We start from the raw sequence: 18,279 nt of genomic DNA on the forward strand, positions 1-18,279 counted from the left end.
AGAACGCTCGCCTGACCACCGCCGAAGACGTGTCCGAGATCAAATAGTGTGGTCAGGTGGCTGATCGACGCACCGTCCTGAAATCCCTGGCCCTGCTGCCGCTCGCCGGGTGCGCCGCGCCACCCGCCCCTCAGGCCGTTCCGACGACGACCACGACAACGACGACCACCAGTACCGCGCCCGTGCGGCACGACGCGTTGTACGAGCTGGAGAAGAAGTACGACGCGCGGCTGGGCGTCTACGCCGTGAGCGACACCGGCAGCTCGATCGAGCACCGCGCCGACGAGCGGTTCGCGTTCTGCTCGACGTTCAAGGGCCTCGCCGCGGCGGCCGTGCTGCACCGCAACCCGTTGTCCCACTTGGACACCGTCGTCACCTACACCGAAGCCGACCTCATGAAGAGCTCGGCGATCACCCGGCAGCACGTCCGGACGGGCATGACGCTGCGGGACCTGTGCGACGCCGCGGTCCGCCACAGCGACGGCACGGCGGGCAACCTGCTGCTGCGCGACCTCGGCGGCCCGGCGGAGCTCACCCGGTACCTGCGCGAGCTCGGTGACGCCGAGACCCGGATGGACCGCGTCGAGCCCGACATCACCTCGGCCACGCCCGGCGACCCGCGCGACACCGCCACCCCGCGCTCGCTCGGCACGGACTACCGGCGGATCGTGCTCGGCGACGCCCTGGAGCCGGCGAAGCGCGACTTCCTGAAGGACCTGCTCGAACGCTCGGTCACCGGCGCGAAGCGCGTCCGGGCCGGGGTGCCGCAGGGCAGCAAGGTGGCGAGCAAGACCGGCACCGGCGGGCACGGCACCGTCAACGACATCGCCGTCGTGTGGCCGCCGAACCGCGGGCCGCTGCTCGTCGCGGTCATGTCCAGCAAGGCCACCGCGGACGCGCGGTACGACGAGGCTCTCGTCGCCGACGCCGCGGCCTACGTCCTGAAGACCCTCACCTGACGGACGACACGTCCGCCCACACGGTCTTCGAGTCGGGGAACCGGTTGTGCCCCCACACCTGCGCGAGGCCGTTCACCAGCAGCAGCCCCCGCTGTCGCCGGCCGAGGAAGCCCATCCGGCCGAGCTGCGGGAACCGGCCGGGGGTGCCGTCGTCGACCTCGACCCGCACCACCTCCCGCTCGGGCAGGCACAGGATCCGGGCACGGCGGCCGGGCGCGGCGTGGTGGTAGGCGTTGCTCACCAGCTCCGTGGCGACGACCATGACGTCGACCACCACGTTCTGGTGCATCCCCCGCAGCAGGCGGCGAACTTCCGCGCGCACGTCCGCGAGCGGCAGAACACCCTCCGGTAGGACGAGGTCCAGTCGTTCGCTGGACCGTCCTGCAATACCCATCAGCATCTCCCCGCGCCCTGTTCGCTCAAGGCAATGGGTGCCATACCCCAGAGCGCGCACATCGAAACCGTACGAACTTCCCTCACGGCGTCCTAGGCAGGTCGGCCCACACCACGGTGCCGCCGTGAACCCTGTCGACGCCCCAGCGGTCGGACAACCTGGCCACCAGGACCAGACCATAACCCCGCTGAGGACGCGACACCTTGCGCAGTGGTGGATGGGCGCGGGCGTCGTGCGTGATCTCGACGCGGATCTTCTTCTGCGCCACGAGAACCCGCAGGAACGACGGCTCCGACGTGTACCGGTAGGCGTTGCTGACGAGCTCGTTCACCACCAGCAACACGTCCGCCACCGCGTCGGTGTCCTCGTCGACCAGCTCCAGCCGCACCCAGCGCCGGACGGCCGCGAGGGTCGGCCTCTGCCTGCCCAGTGGCAGGTCCGCCGCCTCACCCGTCATCGCTGCCTGGTCGCGCGCCAAACCGCTCCTCGGTCAGTTGATCAGTTCGGGCGCCGGGTACCCGGGTAGATCGACGTCCAAACCAAACCCGCCGTTCACCGACGTCAACTACCCTCACTGCTCCGCCGCAACCCCGGGGGGAACTCCGCGTGCCCAGACACTCGACGCCGCTGCTCGCCGCGCTGCTGGTCATGTACTCGGTCTACCAGATGATCTCCACGCTGATCGCACCGCTGGTCGGTGAGCTCGGGATCACCACGTTCCAGATCGGCCTCGTGTTCACCGTCACCTCCGTGACGATCACCGTGACGAGCCTGCTCTGGGGAGTGCTCTTCGACTTCACCGGGCCGCGTCCCATCCTGTTCGCGGGGCTGCTGCTCTGCGTGGCCGGGCCCGCCGGGTTCGCCGCCGCGGTCGCGTTCGGCCTCGACGAGACGCTGACGCCCGACCTCGCGTTCGCGTTCGTGCTGGTGTTCCGCAGCGTCGTGCTGGGCGCGGGCATCGCCGCGTTGCTGGTGCTCGCGCTGGCCTCGGTCGGGCGGGAGACCTCGGGCGAGACCGCGCGGACCCGCGGGGTGGGGTTCGTCGGGGCGGCGCAGGGACTCGGGATCGTGCTCGGCCCGGTGGTCGGCGGCGCGCTCGCAGCGGGATCGCTGCTGGTGCCGCTGTACGTGTCGCCGGTGATCGCGCTGGTGGCGGCGTTGGTGGTGCTCGTGGTCGTGAAGCCCTCGGCCGAGTTGCCGCGACTGGACCCGCCGGTGCGGACCTCGCCGGTGCTGCTCCTGCCCGCGTTCGGCACCGGGTTCTTCGCGTACCTGGCACTCGGCCTCGCCCAGACCGTGGTCGTCCACCTGGCGTCGGACCGGCTGCGGATGCCGTCCGGTGCCCTGAGCGGTGTCCTGCTGGCCGGGGGCCTGGGACTCGTGCTGACGCAGGGCCTGCTCGTGCCGCTGCTGAAGTGGTCGCCCTCCCGGTTGATGAAGATCGGCGGACCCCTGTCGCTCGCGGGGTACGCGCTGCTCGCGGTGGCGCCGTCGGCGGCGCTGATGTCGCTCGCGTTCCTGGTGGCGGCGATCGGGGCGGGCCTCGCGCTGACCGGTTTCGCGGCGACGGCCTCGCTCGGGACCGGGTCGCGGCACCAGGGCGTGGTCGCCGGGCTGGTCACCACGACGAGCGGGCTGACGTTCCTCGCCGCGCCCATGCTGACCACCCTGCTGTACGACGTGGACCCGGTGGCGCCGGTGGTCGCGGCCGGGGCGGCGGCACTGGTGGCGACCGGTCTGGCGTTCGTGCCCGCAGCGCCGGTCACGCAGGTGGCGGGGCCATATCCCGGTGCGAACTGAGCCTGCCGCGCTGATCGACTCTGCCGTTACGCTGCGCACGTGACCCGTTACCTGAGCGCGCTCGTGCTGGCACTGCTCGCCGCGACGGCCGTGGCCGTCCCCGCGCAGGCGCACGCCGAGCTCAAGAGCAGCACCCCGGCGGCAGGCGCGGCCCTGGACGCCCCGCCGAAACAGGTCGAGCTGGTGTTCAGCGAGGCGATCCAGCTGCCGGACGGGGACGCGGTGACCATCACCGCCGCCGACGGCGCGAAGCTCCCGGTCACCCAGGTGCAGGCGGTCGACAGGACGATCACGGCGATCGTGGACACCGCCACGGCGAAGTCGGGCGCGCACACGATCACCTGGGCGGCCAAGTCCGACGACGGCGACACGATCACCGGCAAGATCGCCTTCACGATGACCGCGGCCGCGCAGACCACGTCGGCCAGCGCACCGCCGCCGTCGTCGGCGACACCGAGCACCCCGGTCTCGAACGCTCCCCCGTCGACCACGCCCGCCGAGTCCGGCGGCGTGCCGGTCTGGGTGTGGGTCCTGGTCGGGCTAGTGGTCGTGGTCGGCGCGATCCTCCTGGTCCGGCGGCGCAAGCCCGAGAACACCTAACCGGTCCCGCAGCAACGCGCGTTCGGCCGGGTGGTCGGCCCGGTCGTACGCGGTCAGCAGCGCCTCGCCCGGATCCCGGCCGAGCCGCCGCAGCAGGTCCGCGCGCACGGCGTGGAACAGGTGGTACCGGTCGAGGTCCAGGGCCTCGACCTCGGCCAGCGCCCGCTCCGGCCCCTCCGTCTCGGCGAGGGCCACGGCCCGGTTCAGCGCCACGACCGGGCTCGGCGCGAGCGCCATCAGCTGGTCGTACAGGGCGACGACCTGGTGCCAGTCGGTCGGCGGGTCGCTGTGCACGGCGTTGATCGCGGCCTGGACCTGGTACGGCCCCGGCCGGTTCCACCGCAGGCAGCGGCGCACCACGTCCTGGCCCTCCCGCACGAGGTCCGCGTCCCACAACGTCCGGTCCTGGTCGGCGAGCAGGACGATCGCGCCGTCGCGCAGCCGCGCCTCCCGGCGTGAGGCGACGAGCAGCATCAGCCCGAGCAGTCCCCACACCTCCGGCTCGTCCGGCATGAGCTCCGCGAGCACCCGGCCGAGCCGGACGGCCTCGTCCGCGAGCTCGGGGCGGTCGAGCCAGCCCTCGTTGAAGATCAGGTAGACGACGGCGAGCACGGCCTTCAGCCGGTCCGGCAGGTCGGCGTCGCGCGGCACCCGGTACGGCACGCGGGCCGCGCGGATCTTGCCCTTCGCGCGCACGATCCGTTGCGCCATCGTGGGTTCGGGCACCAGGAACGCCTTGGCGATCTCCGCCGTCGTCAGGCCGCCGAGCAGCTTCAGCGTCAGCGCGACCTGCGCCGACAGCGCGAGCGACGGGTGGCAGCAGGTGAAGATCAGCCGCAGCCGGTCGTCCGGCACGACCCCCACCTCCCGCGGTTCCGGTTCGTGTGCGAGCAGGTCGGCCTGCGCCTGCTTCTCGCGGCCCTTGGCCTCGCGCCGCAGCCGGTCGATCGCGCGGTTGCGGGCGGTGGTGATGATCCAGCCCGCGGGCGAGGGCGGGACGCCGTCGGCGGGCCAGCGCAGCACGGCCGTGGCGAAGGCGTCCTGCACCGCCTCCTCGGCGAGGTCCAGGTCGCCGAGGACGCGGGTCAGGACGGACACCGCACGGCCGTACTCGGCCCTGAAGATCTCCTCGATCATCCGAACGCGATCGGCCTGACCTCGATCGCCAACGGGCTGAGCACGCCCGCGAGCCGCCGCCCCCACTCGAGCGCCTCGTCGAGGTCGGCCGCCCGGATGACGGTGAAGCCGCCGATGTGCTCCCGGCCCTCGGTGAACGGGCCGTCGGTCAGCAGCACGTCGTCGCCCTTCGCCCGCACCACGGTCGCGGTCGAGGGCGGGTGCAGGCCGACGGCGAACACCCACACCCCCTTGGCCTGCATCTCCTCGTTCAACGCGGCCAGGTTCGCCATGATCGGGTCGAGCACCTCGGGCGGAGGCGTCTCGCCGTCGGGCTGGTAGATGCTGAGCAGATACTGCTGGGTCATGGTGCACTCCTTTCACCCGTTGTACGAACGCGCCCGGCCCGTTTCGACGACCATGGCGACATGATCCCGTTGATCCTGCCGCTCGACGACCCGCGCGCTGTGCTCGCCGCGGCCGGCGGGAAGGGCGCCTCGCTCGCGAGGCTGGTCCGGGCGGGCCTGCCGGTGCCGGCCGGGTTCCACCTGACGACCCGCGCCTACCGCGAACGGTCGATGGAGGGCCTGCTGGAGGCGTTCCGCGCGCTCGGCGGCCCGGTGGCGGTGCGGTCGTCGGCCACGGCGGAGGACCTGCCGGGGCTGTCGTTCGCGGGCCAGCACGACACCGTGCTCGACGTGGCCGAGGACGCCTTGTTCGACGCGGTCCTGCGGTGCTGGGACTCGCTGCGCTCCGAGCGGGCCGTCGCCTACCGCGAGCGCACCGGGATCGCCTCGGCCGAGATGGCGGTCGTGGTGCAGCGGATGGTGCCCGCGGAGATCTCCGGCGTGCTGTTCACCGCGGACCCGGTGACCGGGCGGCCCGAGCCGGTCGTCAACGCGGTCCGCGGCCTCGGCGAGGCGCTCGTCGGCGGCGAGGAGAACCCGGCCGACCTGCTGACCCCCGCCCAACGGGCCGTGCTGGTCGCACTCGGCGAGCGGGTCGAGGCCCTCTTCGGCACGCCGGTGGACGTCGAGTGGGCGTTCGCGGGAGGCGAGTTCCACCTCCTGCAGGCGCGACCGATCACGGCGTTGCGGGTCGAGTGGAACGACAGCCTCGACGGCGACTACCTCTGGTCCAACGGCAACGTCGGCGAGGCGCTGCCCGAGGTGATGACGCCGGTGACGTGGTCGCTGGTGCGGGTCCTGTCGAGCATGACCATCGGCCCGCACCGGATCTCCGGCAACATCGGCGGCCGCTTCTACCTCAACCTCAGCACCTTCGCCGCGCTCGGTGCCGCCGTCGGCAAGGCCGACGAGGTGCTGCGCTCGGGCGCGGAGACGTTCGGGCGCCTTCCCGCCGGGGTCGTCGTGCCGCCGCTGCCGATGTCCCGCGCGGCTCTTCTGACGGCGTTGGCGCGCGGCGCGGGCGAGCCGCTGAAGCAGCAGGTCCTGTACCGCACGCGGCTGCCCGCGCTCGTCCGTGCGAACCCCGATCTTTGCGGTGCCGCACACGAGGCCATCGCCGCGTGTGACACCCCCGCCGCGTTGCTCGCCTTGTGGCACAAGGACCTCGACCGGTTGCTGCGGTTCGTGTGCCCGGTCCTCGACGCCGGCGCGCGGATGATCGGCGGAGGTCCCGCGGCGCTGCGGCGCGACCTGGTGGCGCTGGTCGGCGAGGAGGACGCGGCGACGTTGGTGACGGGGTTCCACGCGGGCGGCGGGCTGTCGAGCCTGGGACCGCTGGTCGGACTGGCGCGGGTGCGGTCCGGCGAACTGGGGCGCGACGAGTACGCGCGGCGGTGGGGTCACCGGTCGCACAACGAGTTCGAGATCTCCGTGCCGCGGCCCGCCGAGGACCCAGAGTGGATCGCGGGACAACTGGAGGCGCTGGGCGATCCCCTGGCGTTGCTGGAGCGGCAGTCCGCGGCACGGGCGGCCGCGTGGGACCGGCTCGTCGCCGCGCACCCCCGGCGGGCGCGCGGGATCGAGCGCCGGCTCGCGAAGGTCGGCGCGAGCGCACGGGCCCGGGAGCAGGCCAGGTCCGAGATGGTGCGCGCGTTCGGGGTGGTGCGGGCATTCGTGCTGCGGGCCGGCGCGCTGACGTCGTCCGGGGACGACCTGTTCTTCCTGCCGATCGACGACGTGCTGCGCGTGCTGGCCGGCGAGACCTCGTTGCTGGAGCGGGTTCCCGCGCAACGGCAGGCGTACGAGCGCTATCGCGCGCTGCCGCCGTACCCCGCCGTGATCCGCGGCCGGTTCGACCCGGAGTCCTGGGCAGCCTCCCCGGACCGGCGCGCCGACCTGCACGACGCGACCTCCGCGGTGCCGATGCCGGCGGAGGTCACCGGGTTCCCCGGCTCGGCGGGCGTGGTGGAGGCGGTGGCGCGGGTGGTCACCGACATCGGTGGCTGCGGGGCGTTGCGGCCGGGCGAGGTCCTGGTGACGCCGGTGACGAACGTCGGCTGGACGCCGTGGTTCACGACCGTCGCGGCCGTCGTGACGGATGTCGGCGCGCCGCTGTCGCACGCGGCGATCGTGGCGCGGGAGCTGGGCATCCCGGCCGTCGTGGGCTGCGGCAACGCCACGACCCGCATCGCCACGGGAGACGTGGTCCAGGTGGACGGCGCGCGGGGAACCGTGCGGAAGGTGCGGTGAAACCCTCCGCGGACGACGTGGCGCGGAGTCAGTTGTGGACGGGCACGCGGCGCATCGAGACGAGCTGCCGCCGCACGCGTTCCCGCACCAGGTCGATCACCTCGGTGACCGTGTCCCCCTCCGCGTACGCCTGCACCTCCACCCACTTCAGGTCGAGCCGGGCGTGCGCGTGGATCACGGACCTGTCCGAGGTCAGGTTGACCCACGCGAAGTCGACGCGGTCCGGCGCGTACCTGTCCAGCGAGCCGATCCGCGCGGACGCGTAGTCCCTGGCCTGCTCGGGAATGGCCTCCGCGAGCGAGACCTGGATGTAGTCCATCGGCACCTGCCTCCTCGGGGCCGCGCGACAGCGCCGCGCGGCCGGTTCGACGGTACGGTCTCCCGCGCCGTGCCGAACCGGGCGTTGGTCCCGAGCGGGCAGGGCCTTTGTCCTGGGCTCAAGTCTTTGGCACCAAAGAGGAAACGCGCTCGTCGAGCTCCTCCTCGGTGGGCGAGCCGGTGAGCAGCTCCACCGAGCCGTCGACGCGCACGAACGCGAAAGTCGGCTGCGCGGTGACGCCGAACCGCTTCCACACCGCGCCGTCGAGGTCCGCGAGGTGGGGGAAGGCGGTCATCTCGTGGTCGCCGACGAACTTCTTCATGGCGTCGAGCTGGTCCTCCGCCGCGACGCCGACGAACTGCACCTCGCCGTGCCGCTCGGCGAGCGCCTCGACCTTCTCGGCCTCGGCGTTGCAGGACGGGCACCACGGCGTCCAGAACCACAGCACGGCGGGCTGGCCGGCGAGCTTGTCGCCGCGGAACTCCGCGCCGTCGAGGGTCTTGGCGGTGAACCGGAACTTCTCCGGCGGCGGCGCCTGCTCCGCGCAGCCGGCGAGCAGCAGGACTCCCAGCAGCAGTCCGAGGATGCGCATTCGGCTCCTCACCTCCCGTCGGGGCGTACGGCCCGGCGCCTCCTCCGGTTCAGCCACCAAGCGCCCGCGATCACCAGCACCACCGCGAACGGCCACGGTCCGAGCGTCCCGACCAGGTTCACGAGCAGGTTCTGGAACCGCCCCGCACCCCGCACGACCGGGTCGACCGCGCTGGCACCGGCCAGGAACAACCGCAGTTCGTAGACGCCGTAGTACGTCACGTACGCGCCCACGACCACGAGGACCGCGCCACCGATGCGACCGACGTGCGGCAGCAACGTCCTGATGCGCGGTGCGAGCGCGGAGCCCGCGACGGCGAGCACGGTGACCACGAGACCCATGCCCAGTGCGTAGGCGAGGAACGCCATCACGCCTGTCTGCAGTGACGCGCCGATGACAGCGAAGAACGGGCCGATCGCGCACGAGAGAGAGGCGATGGCGAACGCGACGCCGTAGCCGTACATGGACCAGAGGCTCTTCGGTGCCGCGCGCAGTTTCGGCAGCCGGACGTAGAGGTCCTTGCCCAGCAGCAGGAGCACTCCGACCACGACCATCGCGAGCCCGATCACGACCGTCACGAACGGCAGATAACGCTTCAGGGTCGCGGCGACGGGGGCGACCAGAATGCCGAATGCGCCGAAGAAAGTGACGAATCCGGCCGTCATCACCAAACCGGACATAAAGGCTCTGGCGGGGCTGTCGCGTGCCACCAGTGCCAAATAGGCGGGCAGCATCGCGAATCCGCACGGGTTGACCGTGGCGACCATTCCCGCGAGGACCGCGAGGGCGAGCTCGTTCACGGCGCTGAGGCTAGAGTTGCGGGGTGCCGGTCGAACAGTGGCTCGAAGCCATCCCCCCTCTGCTCGTGTACCTGGTCGTCGGCCTGGTGATCGGTTTCGAGTCGCTCGGGATCCCGTTGCCCGGCGAGATCGTGCTGGTCACGGCCGCGCTGCTGGCGTCGCAGCACGACGAGCTGAGCCCGTTGTGGATCGGCGTGTGGGCGAGCGCGGGCGCCATCATCGGCGACAACTTCGGCTACCTCATCGGCCGGCGCGGCGGACCGCGGTTGTTCGCGTGGATGGGCCGGAAATTCCCGAAGCACTTCGGGGAAACGCAGCTCGAACACGCGCGCAGGGTGTTCCAGAAACGCGGCGCGTGGGCGGTGTTCTTCGGCCGGTTCGTGGCGTTGCTGCGCATTCTCGCCGGTCCTCTCGCCGGGTCGCTGCACATGAACTACGGCAAGTTCCTGGTGGCGAACGCACTGGGCGGCGTCGTGTGGGCGGGCGGGACGGCGGCGGCCGTCTACTACCTCGGCGTGGTCGCCGAGAAGTGGCTGAAGGGCTTCTCCTACGCCGGTCTCGCGCTCGCCGTGGTGTTCGGCGTCGTCGGCGTCTTCGTGGTGAAGAAACGACTCGCGAAGGCCGCCGAGGAGGAAGACGTCACGACCGCGTAGTCCACGCGGCGATCTGCGCGCGTGACCGCACTCCCAGCACGGACTTGAGGTCGCGCACGTCCGCCTCCACGGTCCGCAGCGACACGTGCAGCCCGTCCGCGATCTGCCTGTTGGTCAGACCTTCCGCGACCATCGCCGCAACCCGCACCAGCCGTTCGTCCCGCCACGACAGCGCGGTCTCCTCCGGCTCCGCCGGCGGGCGCGGCGGCGTGACCGACACCCCGGGCAGCGCGAACTGCCGGACCGACTCGAGCATCGTGAAACCGGGTTCGAGCAACGACCGCGCCCGCAGCCGCTCGGCCACCTCCGGCTCGACCGAACCGGGCCGGAGCGCGAACGTGTGCAGCGCGACCTTCTCGTCCTCGCCCAGCAGCGCGTAGGCCCGGTCGAACGCGGCGTGCAACGACCGGTGGTGCGCCGGCGCGTCCCGCGGCCCCGTGGTGAGCACCGCGAACCGGTCGTCGAGCCTCTCCGCGATCTCCTGCAGCGTCAGCACGCGCACCAGCCGTGCCGCGAGCTCCAGCGCCAGCGGCAACCGGTCGAGGCGAGCGCAGACGACGTCGAGCAGCGACGCGTTCTCGTCGAACCCTCCGCCGAGCGCCATCGCGCGGTCGAGGAAGAGCCGCTTCGCGTCCCGCGCGGCGAGCGGCCCGAGCCGGTACACCTGCTCCCCCGGCACGCCCAAAGCCACGTGACTCGTGGCGAGGACACGCCACGAGGGGTGCGCGGCGAGCAGGCGAGCGCAGTCCGCGAGCACGTGCTCGCACCCGTCGAGCACCAGCAGCCCCGGCACGTCCGCGGGCACGTCCGGCACCCGCATGAGGCCCGCGAGCCCGACCACCAGCACGTGCTGCCGGTTCGCCACGACCTCGTGCACGAGCCGCGACTTGCCGACGCCGGGCGGCCCGGTCACGGTGACGATCCGGTTGCGCGCCAGCAGGGTGGTGAGCTCGGCGAGCTCGGTGGTGCGGCCGGCGAACGTGTCGAGGCGAGGGGAGGCCGGCACGACGTCGCGGGCACGGCGGCGGTAGGCGCGCTGGCGGCACGCGCCGGAGCAGTACTTGGCGGTCGCGGAGAGTTCGGCACCGCACTCCTCGCACCGGCTCACCGCGCCACGCTCCCAGCCGGGACCGCGAGCAGCGCGCCGCACCCACTCACGGCGCCGCCTTGCACCCGCCCCGCCAGACCGGCACCACGCTCCGCGCCCCCACTCACCGTGCCACGCTCGCCGTCCGGGCCGCGATCCACGCGCCGCACCCGCACACCGCGCCACCCAAGCCGCGAACCGCACCGGCTCACCACGCCACCCTCGCCACCCAAGCCGCGAACAGCGCGCCGCACCCGCTCAGCGCGCCGCCACAAGCCACCCGCCCCACCAGACCGGCGCCGCACTCCCCGCACCCGCTCACCGCGCCCTCGCCATCCGGGCCGCCAGCTGCGTACGCGAGCTCAACCCCAGCCGCGACAACATCTGCGTCACGTGTGTGCGCACCGTCGCGACCGAGATCCCCAGCCGCACAGCGATCTCGGTGTTCGTCAGCCCGTCGGCCACGAGGTCCGCGATCTGCCGCTGCCGCGCGGTCAGCGGTTCGCCGGACCTCGTCGCGCTCACGTACGCCAGCAGCGCGGCGTGGTCGAGGCGCTCCCCCAGCGACCGGGCCCGGGACGCCCGCCGCGGGCCCGCCTGGGCGAGTGCGCGGTCGCGGGCGTCGGCCACCACCCTGTTCCAGGGTTCCTGCGGCCGGGAGCCGCGGGTCTCGCGGGTGGCGGCCGCGGCGGTCATCAGCACCACGGCGCGGTCCGGGTCGCCGCGGCGGGCCGCCACGATGCCCAGGCCCTCGACCACTCCTGCCAGCGATGTCGTGGGGGCACCGACGCGCAGCGCGATCGTGAAGTGGTGCTCTGCCTGGTCGACGTCGCCGGCGGCCAGGGCGATCACGCCCGCGGTGTGGCGGCAGGCCATCAGGCGGAAGCCGTCGCGGACGCCGAACGACAGCGACTCGAGAGTTGCCGCCAGTGCGGCGGGGAGGTCGTTCAGGCGCATGAGGAGCCAGGCGTGGTTGTTGAGGAACGTCATCAGCAACGCCGCGTCGCCCAGCGACCTCGCCGCCGCCAGCGATCGTTCGGTGGCGGTGCGGGCGCCGGCGAGGTCGTCGTTGATCCCGCGCGCGTAGCCCAGGGTGTTCCAGCCGCGCGCCTCCCACGCGGGCAGGCTCATCGCCGGGTGGGCCACCAGGGCCTCCGCGTACCGCAGCGCCGCCGCCTCGTCGCCGGTGGCGCCGGCGAGCCAGGCCGCGCGAAAGAGCAGCATCTCCGCGTGCGACGTCAACGGGCCGTGTGCCAACGCGGCCTCGGCCATGCGCATGGCTTCGCTGTACGAGCCGTGTAGCGACCACACGTACACGGCGCCCGCGACCAGCCATGTGTGCCGTGGGTCCGTGCGTGGCACACGCGCGATGGCTTGGGACAGCTGGTGTTCCTGGCTCGTCAGCCACGTTTCCATGTCGGGCGTGGCCACCGGCGCCGCCGAGATGGACCGGATCCTGCCGGCCAGCGAGTCGACGAGGAGGTCGAACGCCGCGTCGGCCTCGCCGCTCTCCTCCAGCCGCGCGAGGCCGAACAGGCGGATCGACTCGAGCACCCGGAACCGCGCGCTCGACGACGACGGCGACCGCACCACCAGGGACTTGGCGCGCAGCGAGGCCATCAGTCCCACGACGTCCGCTCCCTCACCGCACACCGCGGCGGCCAGGGTCAGGTCGAAGTCGCCGATCAGCACCGAGAGCCTGCGCAACGCGGACCGCTCGGCCGGGGTCAGCAGGTCGTAGCTCCACCCGATGACCGCGTCGAGCGTGCGGTGGCGGGCGGGCACGTCGGTCCTCGCCGCGGCGAGCTCGATCGCGAGCGGCAGGTGGTCGCGCACCGAGTCGGCGAGCTCGGGCGCGCCACCGCACTGCACGAACAGCTGCCGCGCGTCGGCCGGGGACAGCGGGCCGATCTCGACGCACATCTCCCCGGCCAGGTCGAGGGGTTCGCGGCTCGTCACGAGGACCTTCAGGCGCGGGCAGCAGGCCAGCAGCTCGGCCACCGCCTCGGCGGCCTCGTGGACGAGGTGCTCACAGTTGTCCAACACCAGGACGCGGTGCCCGGCCAGGGCGCGCTTCACCACGGCGCGCACCGGGGAACCCGGCTCCTCCCCCACGTCGAGCGCGAACGCGATCACGTGCCACAGCAGGTCGGGACGGCGCACCGGCTCCAGCTCGACCACGGCGTCATCGGGGCTCAGCTCGGCCGCGAGCCGCGACTTCCCCGCGCCGCCGGGCCCGACGAGGGTCACCAGCCGGTGCCGCCGCAGCAGCCGCCGCGCGGTGGTCAGCTCCCGCTCCCGTCCCACCAGACGGGAGCGTGCGTCCACCGACCACCACATGCGCGCGATTCTAGGAGCGGACGCGGTGTGAAGAAATGTCGTTCCGGAAACGCGGCACCGCCCAACAACCGGTGTGAACTGCGCGAACGCGGCCGTGACCGCCCACCTGCCGAGACGCTGGTGATCACCCTCCGTCAACGCTCCGGTGGAGTTCCGGTCGCCGTCCCGGTTTCCCCGAAGCCGACGGAAACCCACGCGCGGTACTCGCCCCGAAGCCCGAACCCGCACAGAACCCAACGACTTCACGCACTTCCGCCCGGTGTTTCGGGCTTGTACGAAGTCGGTCCCCAACCGCTTACCTGACTGATCTATCGGACACACCTTGTGGCACTGCGATTACGCGCGGTATGGTCTAGACCTTCAATCGCCGCCGCGATGTAACGGGAGTACGCACACATCAAGGCAAAGGAAGTCACATGAAGATCGGACGCAAAGCTACGGCCGCGATGGCCGGCGTTCTCGCCGCACCGTTGATCGTCGTGGCACTCCCCAGCGGCACGGCGTTCGCCCACGGCTATGTGAACTCACCGCCGAGCCGCCAGGCCCAGTGTGCCGCGCGCACCGTCTCCTGCGGCAACATCCAGTACGAACCGCAGTCCGTCGAGGGCCCGAAGGGCCTGCAGAGCTGCCACGCCAACCTGTCGCAGTTCTCCGAGCTGAGCAACGACAACAAGGGCTGGCGGGTCACGAACACCGGCCGTTCGGTGACCTTCAACTGGACCTTCACCGCCCGGCACCGCACGCGTGACTACGACTACTTCGTCGACGGCCGCAAGGTCGCGACGTTCAGCGGCAACAACCAGCAGCCGCCGGCCACCGTGCAGCACACCGTCAACGTCGGCTCCGCCGGTCGCCACAAGGTCCTGGCCGTGTGGAACATCGGCGACACCGCGATGGCGTTCTACTCCTGCATCGACATCAACGCGAGCTGATCACCGGCCGCGTGAGGTCCCCTTCCTCTCACGCAGCAGCTCGTCGACGTCGAACGGCATCAGCGTCAAAGGCGGACCGGACAACGGTTTCCGCAACGCGTCGAGGATTCGCGCGTTCACCTCACCGATGATCGCGCGCGCCTCGTCGTCAGTCGCGGCCGCCAGGGCCCGTGCCCTGGCGGTCTCGGCCTCCTTGCGCAACACCAGGGAAGGGGGCAACCCTGTCGTGCCCTCTTCCTCCCGGACCTTCCTCCTGATCCACCAGTCCTCCTCGAGCGCCTTCCCCGCGTCGGGCAACGGTTTGCCGGCGCTGGGCAGGTCGTCGAACTCACCCCGCTCCTGGGCCTCGCGGATCTGCCTGTCGATCCACGACTCGAAGCCCATCCCGGGCGGTTTCCGTTGCGTCATGGGGAAAACCTCCTGACCGCGGCTCCGATCGCCGCTGTGAGGGCGGGGCTGCCCTTGTGGCCACTGTCGTCCACGAGGGTCAGCTCGGCGTCCGGCCACGCCTGCGCGAGCGCGTGCGCCGTGTCGGCCGGGCAGCTCAGGTCGCGCCTGCCGTGGATCAGCGCGGCGGGGATGCCGGCGAGCTTGCCCGCGCCACCCAGCAGGTCGTCCACGAAACCGCCGTGCGAGTAGTAGTGCGCGACGATCCGCACGAGCGCGACCGTCTCCTCGTTCGCGCGCCCCGCGAACACGACGGGTTTGCCGAAGTCCTCCAGCGACAACACCGTGTCCTCCCACCGGCACCACTCCGCGGCCGCCCGCTCACGCACCTCGCGCTCCGGGCTCTCCATCAGCTCCGCGTACGCCCGCACAACGTCTGGCGCGTCGCCGGTGTGCGCGCTGAACCGGGCCCACGCCTCCGGGAAGAACCGCGACACACCCCGGTACAACCAGTCGATCTCGCGTTGAGACGACAGCGTGACGGCGATGAGGATCATCTCCGACACCCTTTCGGGATGCCGTTGCGCGTACGCGACCGAGAGCGTGGTGCCCCAGGAACCGCCGTACAGCAACCACTTCTCGACGCCGAGGTGCTCGCGGAGCCGCTCCATGTCCGCGATCAGGTGGTCGGTGGTGTTGACGCCCAGGTCGGCGGCCGGGTCGCTCGCGTGCGGCGTGCTCAGCCCGCAGCCGCGCTGGTGGAAGATCACGATGCGGAACTTCTCGGCGTCGAGCGCCTTCCGCGCGCCCTTCGCGGGACTGCCCGGACCTCCGTGCACGAACACGGCGGGCTTGCCGGCGGGGTTGCCGACGGTCTCCCAGTAGACGTGGTGGCCGTCACCGACGTCGAGCAGGCCGTGCTCGTAGGGCTCCATGCGAACGAGACTAGCGACCCGCACCGACAAGATCGTCCAGGTCGGTCACCTCAAGAGGCCGGTTCCCACTCGACACCTCTCGCGCGTGAAGCGGCCACCACCCACAACGCCACCAGGACTCCGGCACCACCGGACAGCACGAGGATCAGCTGCGGCCCCAGGACGTCGATGAGCAGACCGCCCGCGACGTACGAGATCGCCGCCGCCACACCGATCCCGCCGTAGAAGTTGCCGAACACCCTGCCCGTCCGGTCGGCGGGCGCGAGCCGCTGGATCAGCGTGCTGTGCGCGACGTCCATCGCCGCGATCCCCAGTCCCCGCACGGCCTGCAGCGCGAACGCCGACGCGACGCCCCACGCGAGGCCGGTGAGCAGGTTTCCGGCGCTGCTGATCACGAACCCGGTGACGAGCAGCGCGACCATGCCCCACCGCGCGCTCCCGCGCGCCAGCAGCGCGTACCCCAGCAGCAGACCGACGCCGACCGCCCCGAGCAGGATCCCGGCGACGCTCTCGGACTCCCCGAACACCACCACCGTGAGCTGCAGGACCGCCACGTCGTCGATCGCCGTGCACGCGACGACCCCGCAGAAACCCAGGAACACGATCCGCAGCGCCCGGTTGCGCCAGATCTCGCTCAGCCCCGCCTTCGCGTCGCCGAGCACCGTCTCCCCCGGCTCCGCGGGCACGACGAGCTTCGGCAGGCGCAGCAACAACAACGCCGACAGCGCGAACGACGCGGCGTCCACGAACAGCACACCGCGCACCCCCAGGAACGGCAGCAGCAGGGCGGCGAGGAACGGCCCGATCACGTCGGCGCTGTTGCTGCCCAGCCCCAGCGCGGTGTTGGCCTGCGCGAGGTCCTTCTCCGCGACCAGGCACGGCACCGCCGCCCGCGACGCCGGGATGAAGACCTGCCCGACCACCGCCCGCACACCGACCAGCGCGAGCAGCACCGGCAACGGCGGCAGCGTGAACGCGATGACCGCCAGCAGCACGGCCTGCGTCAGCTCGCAGACGATCATGACCGTGCGCCGGTCGAACCGGTCGCTGATGACACCCGTGAGCGGACTGAGCAACGACGGCGCGAAGTCGCCCACGAGCAGCAGCGCCGCCACTGCGATGGCCTTCCCGAGCACGGACTGCACGTGCACCATCAGCGTGACGAGGCTGAGCGCGTCCCCCACAACGGAAACGACCCGTGCGGTGCTGAGCACGCGCAACGGGCCGTTGTCCTTCAAAAGCGTCAGCACATGGCTACTTTGCCAACACCTGGTCCAGCTGGTCAGCCAATTTGTTCATGATCCCGGCGTAGGAGGAGTAGCTCAGCGGGGCGACCGCGTTCCACTCGACGAACCGGCCGGCCTGCACGGCGGGCAGCCCCTGGAAGACCGGGTGGCCCTCCTTCATCTGCTCCGGGTTGAGCACGTGCTGGCGGGTGTCCCACATGATCACGTGCTCTTTGTACGTGCCGGAGTTCTCCCACGACAGCGACTGGAAGTAGCCGCCGCCCTCGGTGTCGGGCTTGTCCGGCGTGAGCAGCGGCAGGCCCAGCTCCTTGACGTACCAGTCGAGGTCGGGGTTGCGGGCGGGCACGGCGACGTAGAAGAGCTTCGGGTCCGCGCCGACCACCTGGATCTTCTGCTGCGCGTCCGTCATCTTCTTGCCGATGGCCTTGAGCCGGTCGGCTGCCTTGGTGAACGCCTCCTCGTCGGCCTTCACCTTCGCCGAGTCGACGTCGGCGCCGAGGGACTTCGCGAGCTCCTTGAAGCGCTTGATCCCGTCCGGCAGCTGGATCTTCGACTGTCCGATGCCGACGGTCGGGGCGATCTTGGCGACCTTCTCCTCGAACTCGGCCGTGAGGTGCCAGAGCCCGGAGACCTCGGGGTAGTAGCCCGCGACGACCAGGTCGGCGTTCAGCGCGGCGAACTTCTCGAAGTCGATCTCACCGTAGCCGGGGCCGGTCACGTCGGTGACCTGGCTCGGGTCGATGCTGCCGGCCTCCGGGTCGGTCGTGCCGTCCGCGCGCTTGAGCGGGCCGAAGGTGCCGACGACGTTGATGCCGTAGTCCTTGAGTGCGCCCGCGGCGGACACCTGCGCGACGACGCGTTCAGGCCGTTTCGGCGCGGTGACCTCCTTGCCGCGATCGTCCTTGAAGGACCACTGGCCACTTCCCGACTGCTCCGTGGGAGCGTTTCCACCGCACCCGGCCACTAGGCCGAGCAGCAGAACCGCGGCGACTGTCCTGCGCACCTGTCCACCTCCTGTTTAGGCTTGCCTAACCTACCAAGAGGAACCGGGAAACGAGAATCTGCGGTAGGTTGTCACCGTGCGGAATCATTCGACGACGGGGCGTCGCCGCTTCGTCGTCGTCGCACTGCTGTTGCTCGCGGTGTTCGCACTGCACCCCGCCTGCCCGCCGGAGCCCGCGCACCACGCCGCGCCCGGGATCTCCGGCGAGGTCTGCCACCACGGCGAGACCCACCACGCGGCACCCGCCGCGCCCGTCCAGGCCGCCGTGCAGACCACGCCGCACTCCCCTGCCGCACCGGACGCGGAGCCACCCGCACGGGCCGTCGCGGCGGCATCGGCGTGCCCGCTCCCCTCCCCGCACGGCAGTGCCGGGCGCACACTCCTGCTCGATCTCGGGATCTCGCGGACCTAGGCCGGCCCCCGCCCCCTTCACCGGTCCGACCACACCTTTTCCCGAG

Annotated in this window: 20 protein-coding genes; 7 read left to right on the plus strand and 13 right to left on the minus strand. The window is 71.7% G+C overall.

The genetic code is table 11. From position 1 onward, the window contains the following. Positions 1-56 precede the first annotated feature (56 nt). Positions 57-959, plus strand: coding sequence for a class A beta-lactamase (gene bla / locus ABZX02_RS10805; RefSeq protein WP_355296986.1), 903 nt, complete (start codon positions 57-59; stop codon positions 957-959). Here the strand turns inward: bla and ABZX02_RS10810 are convergent. Both ABZX02_RS10810 and ABZX02_RS10815 read right to left on the minus strand, forming a co-directional pair. Further along, on the minus strand, positions 952-1,353 hold the full coding sequence (locus tag ABZX02_RS10810; RefSeq protein WP_355296988.1) for an ATP-binding protein: 402 nt from the start codon (positions 1,351-1,353) through the stop codon (positions 952-954). The two genes, bla and ABZX02_RS10810, sit on opposite strands and share 8 nt — an antisense overlap. 82 nt (positions 1,354-1,435) lie before the next feature. Next, on the minus strand, positions 1,436-1,831 hold the full coding sequence (locus ABZX02_RS10815; RefSeq protein ID WP_355296989.1) for an ATP-binding protein: 396 nt from the start codon (positions 1,829-1,831) through the stop codon (positions 1,436-1,438). Positions 1,832-1,959: 128 nt separating this feature from the next. Between ABZX02_RS10815 and ABZX02_RS10820 the strand changes: the two genes are divergently transcribed. Together ABZX02_RS10820 and ABZX02_RS10825 are read left to right on the plus strand one after the other, a co-directional pair. Further along, positions 1,960-3,153 (plus strand): MFS transporter, encoded by a 1,194-nt coding sequence (locus ABZX02_RS10820; protein WP_355296991.1) that lies wholly within the window; start codon positions 1,960-1,962, stop codon positions 3,151-3,153. A 39-nt stretch (positions 3,154-3,192) separates the two neighbouring features. Beyond that, the gene (locus tag ABZX02_RS10825; protein ID WP_355296993.1) at positions 3,193-3,753 is read left to right on the plus strand and encodes a copper resistance CopC family protein; all 561 of its coding nucleotides are present in this window, start codon (positions 3,193-3,195) and stop codon (positions 3,751-3,753) included. Here ABZX02_RS10825 and ABZX02_RS10830 read toward each other — a convergent pair. Continuing rightward, positions 3,694-4,890, minus strand: a complete 1,197-nt coding sequence (locus tag ABZX02_RS10830) for a DUF6596 domain-containing protein (RefSeq protein ID WP_355296995.1) — start codon at positions 4,888-4,890, stop codon at positions 3,694-3,696. The genes ABZX02_RS10825 and ABZX02_RS10830 overlap by 60 nt on opposite strands. Further along, positions 4,887-5,237: a YciI family protein gene (locus tag ABZX02_RS10835; RefSeq protein WP_355296996.1), complete on the minus strand. Its 351-nt coding sequence runs from the start codon at positions 5,235-5,237 to the stop codon at positions 4,887-4,889. The genes ABZX02_RS10830 and ABZX02_RS10835 overlap by 4 nt, the downstream gene beginning before the upstream one ends. A 60-nt stretch (positions 5,238-5,297) precedes the next feature. Here ABZX02_RS10835 and ABZX02_RS10840 point away from each other — a divergent pair, with 60 nt between their 5' ends. Continuing rightward, a complete protein-coding gene (locus ABZX02_RS10840; protein WP_355296998.1) occupies positions 5,298-7,526 on the plus strand; it encodes a PEP/pyruvate-binding domain-containing protein in 2,229 nt (742 codons plus the stop codon). Positions 7,527-7,554: 28 nt separating this feature from the next. Here ABZX02_RS10840 and ABZX02_RS10845 read toward each other — a convergent pair whose 3' ends face one another. From ABZX02_RS10845 to ABZX02_RS10855, 3 genes are all read right to left on the minus strand, one after another. Then, positions 7,555-7,845 carry an HPF/RaiA family ribosome-associated protein gene (locus tag ABZX02_RS10845; protein ID WP_355296999.1) on the minus strand — a complete coding sequence of 97 codons (291 nt, stop codon included), beginning with the start codon at positions 7,843-7,845 and terminating at the stop codon, positions 7,555-7,557. 118 nt (positions 7,846-7,963) lie between these two features. Continuing rightward, positions 7,964-8,437 carry a redoxin domain-containing protein gene (locus ABZX02_RS10850; protein ID WP_355297001.1) on the minus strand — a complete coding sequence of 158 codons (474 nt, stop codon included), beginning with the start codon at positions 8,435-8,437 and terminating at the stop codon, positions 7,964-7,966. A gap of 8 nt (positions 8,438-8,445) precedes the next feature. Next, positions 8,446-9,237 carry a cytochrome c biogenesis protein CcdA gene (locus tag ABZX02_RS10855; RefSeq protein ID WP_355297003.1) on the minus strand — a complete coding sequence of 264 codons (792 nt, stop codon included), beginning with the start codon at positions 9,235-9,237 and terminating at the stop codon, positions 8,446-8,448. 23 nt (positions 9,238-9,260) lie between these two features. On the opposite strand from ABZX02_RS10855, the gene ABZX02_RS10860 reads away from it, so the two are divergent. Next, on the plus strand, positions 9,261-9,890 hold the full coding sequence (locus tag ABZX02_RS10860) for a DedA family protein (protein WP_355297005.1): 630 nt from the start codon (positions 9,261-9,263) through the stop codon (positions 9,888-9,890). Here ABZX02_RS10860 and ABZX02_RS10865 read toward each other — a convergent pair. Together ABZX02_RS10865 and ABZX02_RS10870 are read right to left on the minus strand one after the other, a co-directional pair. Further along, complete coding sequence (locus ABZX02_RS10865) at positions 9,877-10,998, minus strand: LuxR C-terminal-related transcriptional regulator (RefSeq protein WP_355297007.1); 1,122 nt, start codon at positions 10,996-10,998, stop codon at positions 9,877-9,879. The genes ABZX02_RS10860 and ABZX02_RS10865 overlap by 14 nt on opposite strands. Positions 10,999-11,295: 297 nt before the next feature. Next, a complete protein-coding gene (locus ABZX02_RS10870) occupies positions 11,296-13,317 on the minus strand; it encodes a LuxR C-terminal-related transcriptional regulator (RefSeq protein ID WP_355297009.1) in 2,022 nt (673 codons plus the stop codon). A 416-nt stretch (positions 13,318-13,733) separates the two neighbouring features. Here ABZX02_RS10870 and ABZX02_RS10875 point away from each other — a divergent pair, with 416 nt between their 5' ends. After that, a complete protein-coding gene (locus ABZX02_RS10875; RefSeq protein WP_355297011.1) occupies positions 13,734-14,249 on the plus strand; it encodes a lytic polysaccharide monooxygenase auxiliary activity family 9 protein in 516 nt (171 codons plus the stop codon). On the opposite strand, the gene ABZX02_RS10880 is transcribed toward ABZX02_RS10875, so the two are convergent. Genes ABZX02_RS10880 through ABZX02_RS10895 form a run of 4 tightly spaced genes read right to left on the minus strand, consistent with a single transcriptional unit; the run spans position 14,250 to position 17,821 of the window. After that, positions 14,250-14,657: a DUF1992 domain-containing protein gene (locus ABZX02_RS10880; protein ID WP_355297013.1), complete on the minus strand. Its 408-nt coding sequence runs from the start codon at positions 14,655-14,657 to the stop codon at positions 14,250-14,252. After that, a complete protein-coding gene (pip, locus tag ABZX02_RS10885; RefSeq protein ID WP_355297014.1) occupies positions 14,654-15,571 on the minus strand; it encodes a prolyl aminopeptidase in 918 nt (305 codons plus the stop codon). The genes ABZX02_RS10880 and pip overlap by 4 nt, the downstream gene beginning before the upstream one ends. 50 nt (positions 15,572-15,621) lie before the next feature. Further along, complete coding sequence (locus ABZX02_RS10890; RefSeq protein WP_355297015.1) at positions 15,622-16,821, minus strand: MFS transporter; 1,200 nt, start codon at positions 16,819-16,821, stop codon at positions 15,622-15,624. Between the two features lie 4 nt (positions 16,822-16,825). Beyond that, positions 16,826-17,821 (minus strand): ABC transporter substrate-binding protein, encoded by a 996-nt coding sequence (locus ABZX02_RS10895; RefSeq protein ID WP_355297016.1) that lies wholly within the window; start codon positions 17,819-17,821, stop codon positions 16,826-16,828. Between the two features lie 76 nt (positions 17,822-17,897). On the opposite strand from ABZX02_RS10895, the gene ABZX02_RS10900 reads away from it, so the two are divergent. Then, positions 17,898-18,233, plus strand: a complete 336-nt coding sequence (locus tag ABZX02_RS10900) for a hypothetical protein (protein ID WP_355297018.1) — start codon at positions 17,898-17,900, stop codon at positions 18,231-18,233. The last annotated feature ends 46 nt before the right edge of the window (positions 18,234-18,279 follow it).

Source organism: Lentzea sp. NPDC003310 (assembly GCF_040610935.1).
Classification (GTDB): domain Bacteria; phylum Actinomycetota; class Actinomycetes; order Mycobacteriales; family Pseudonocardiaceae; genus Lentzea.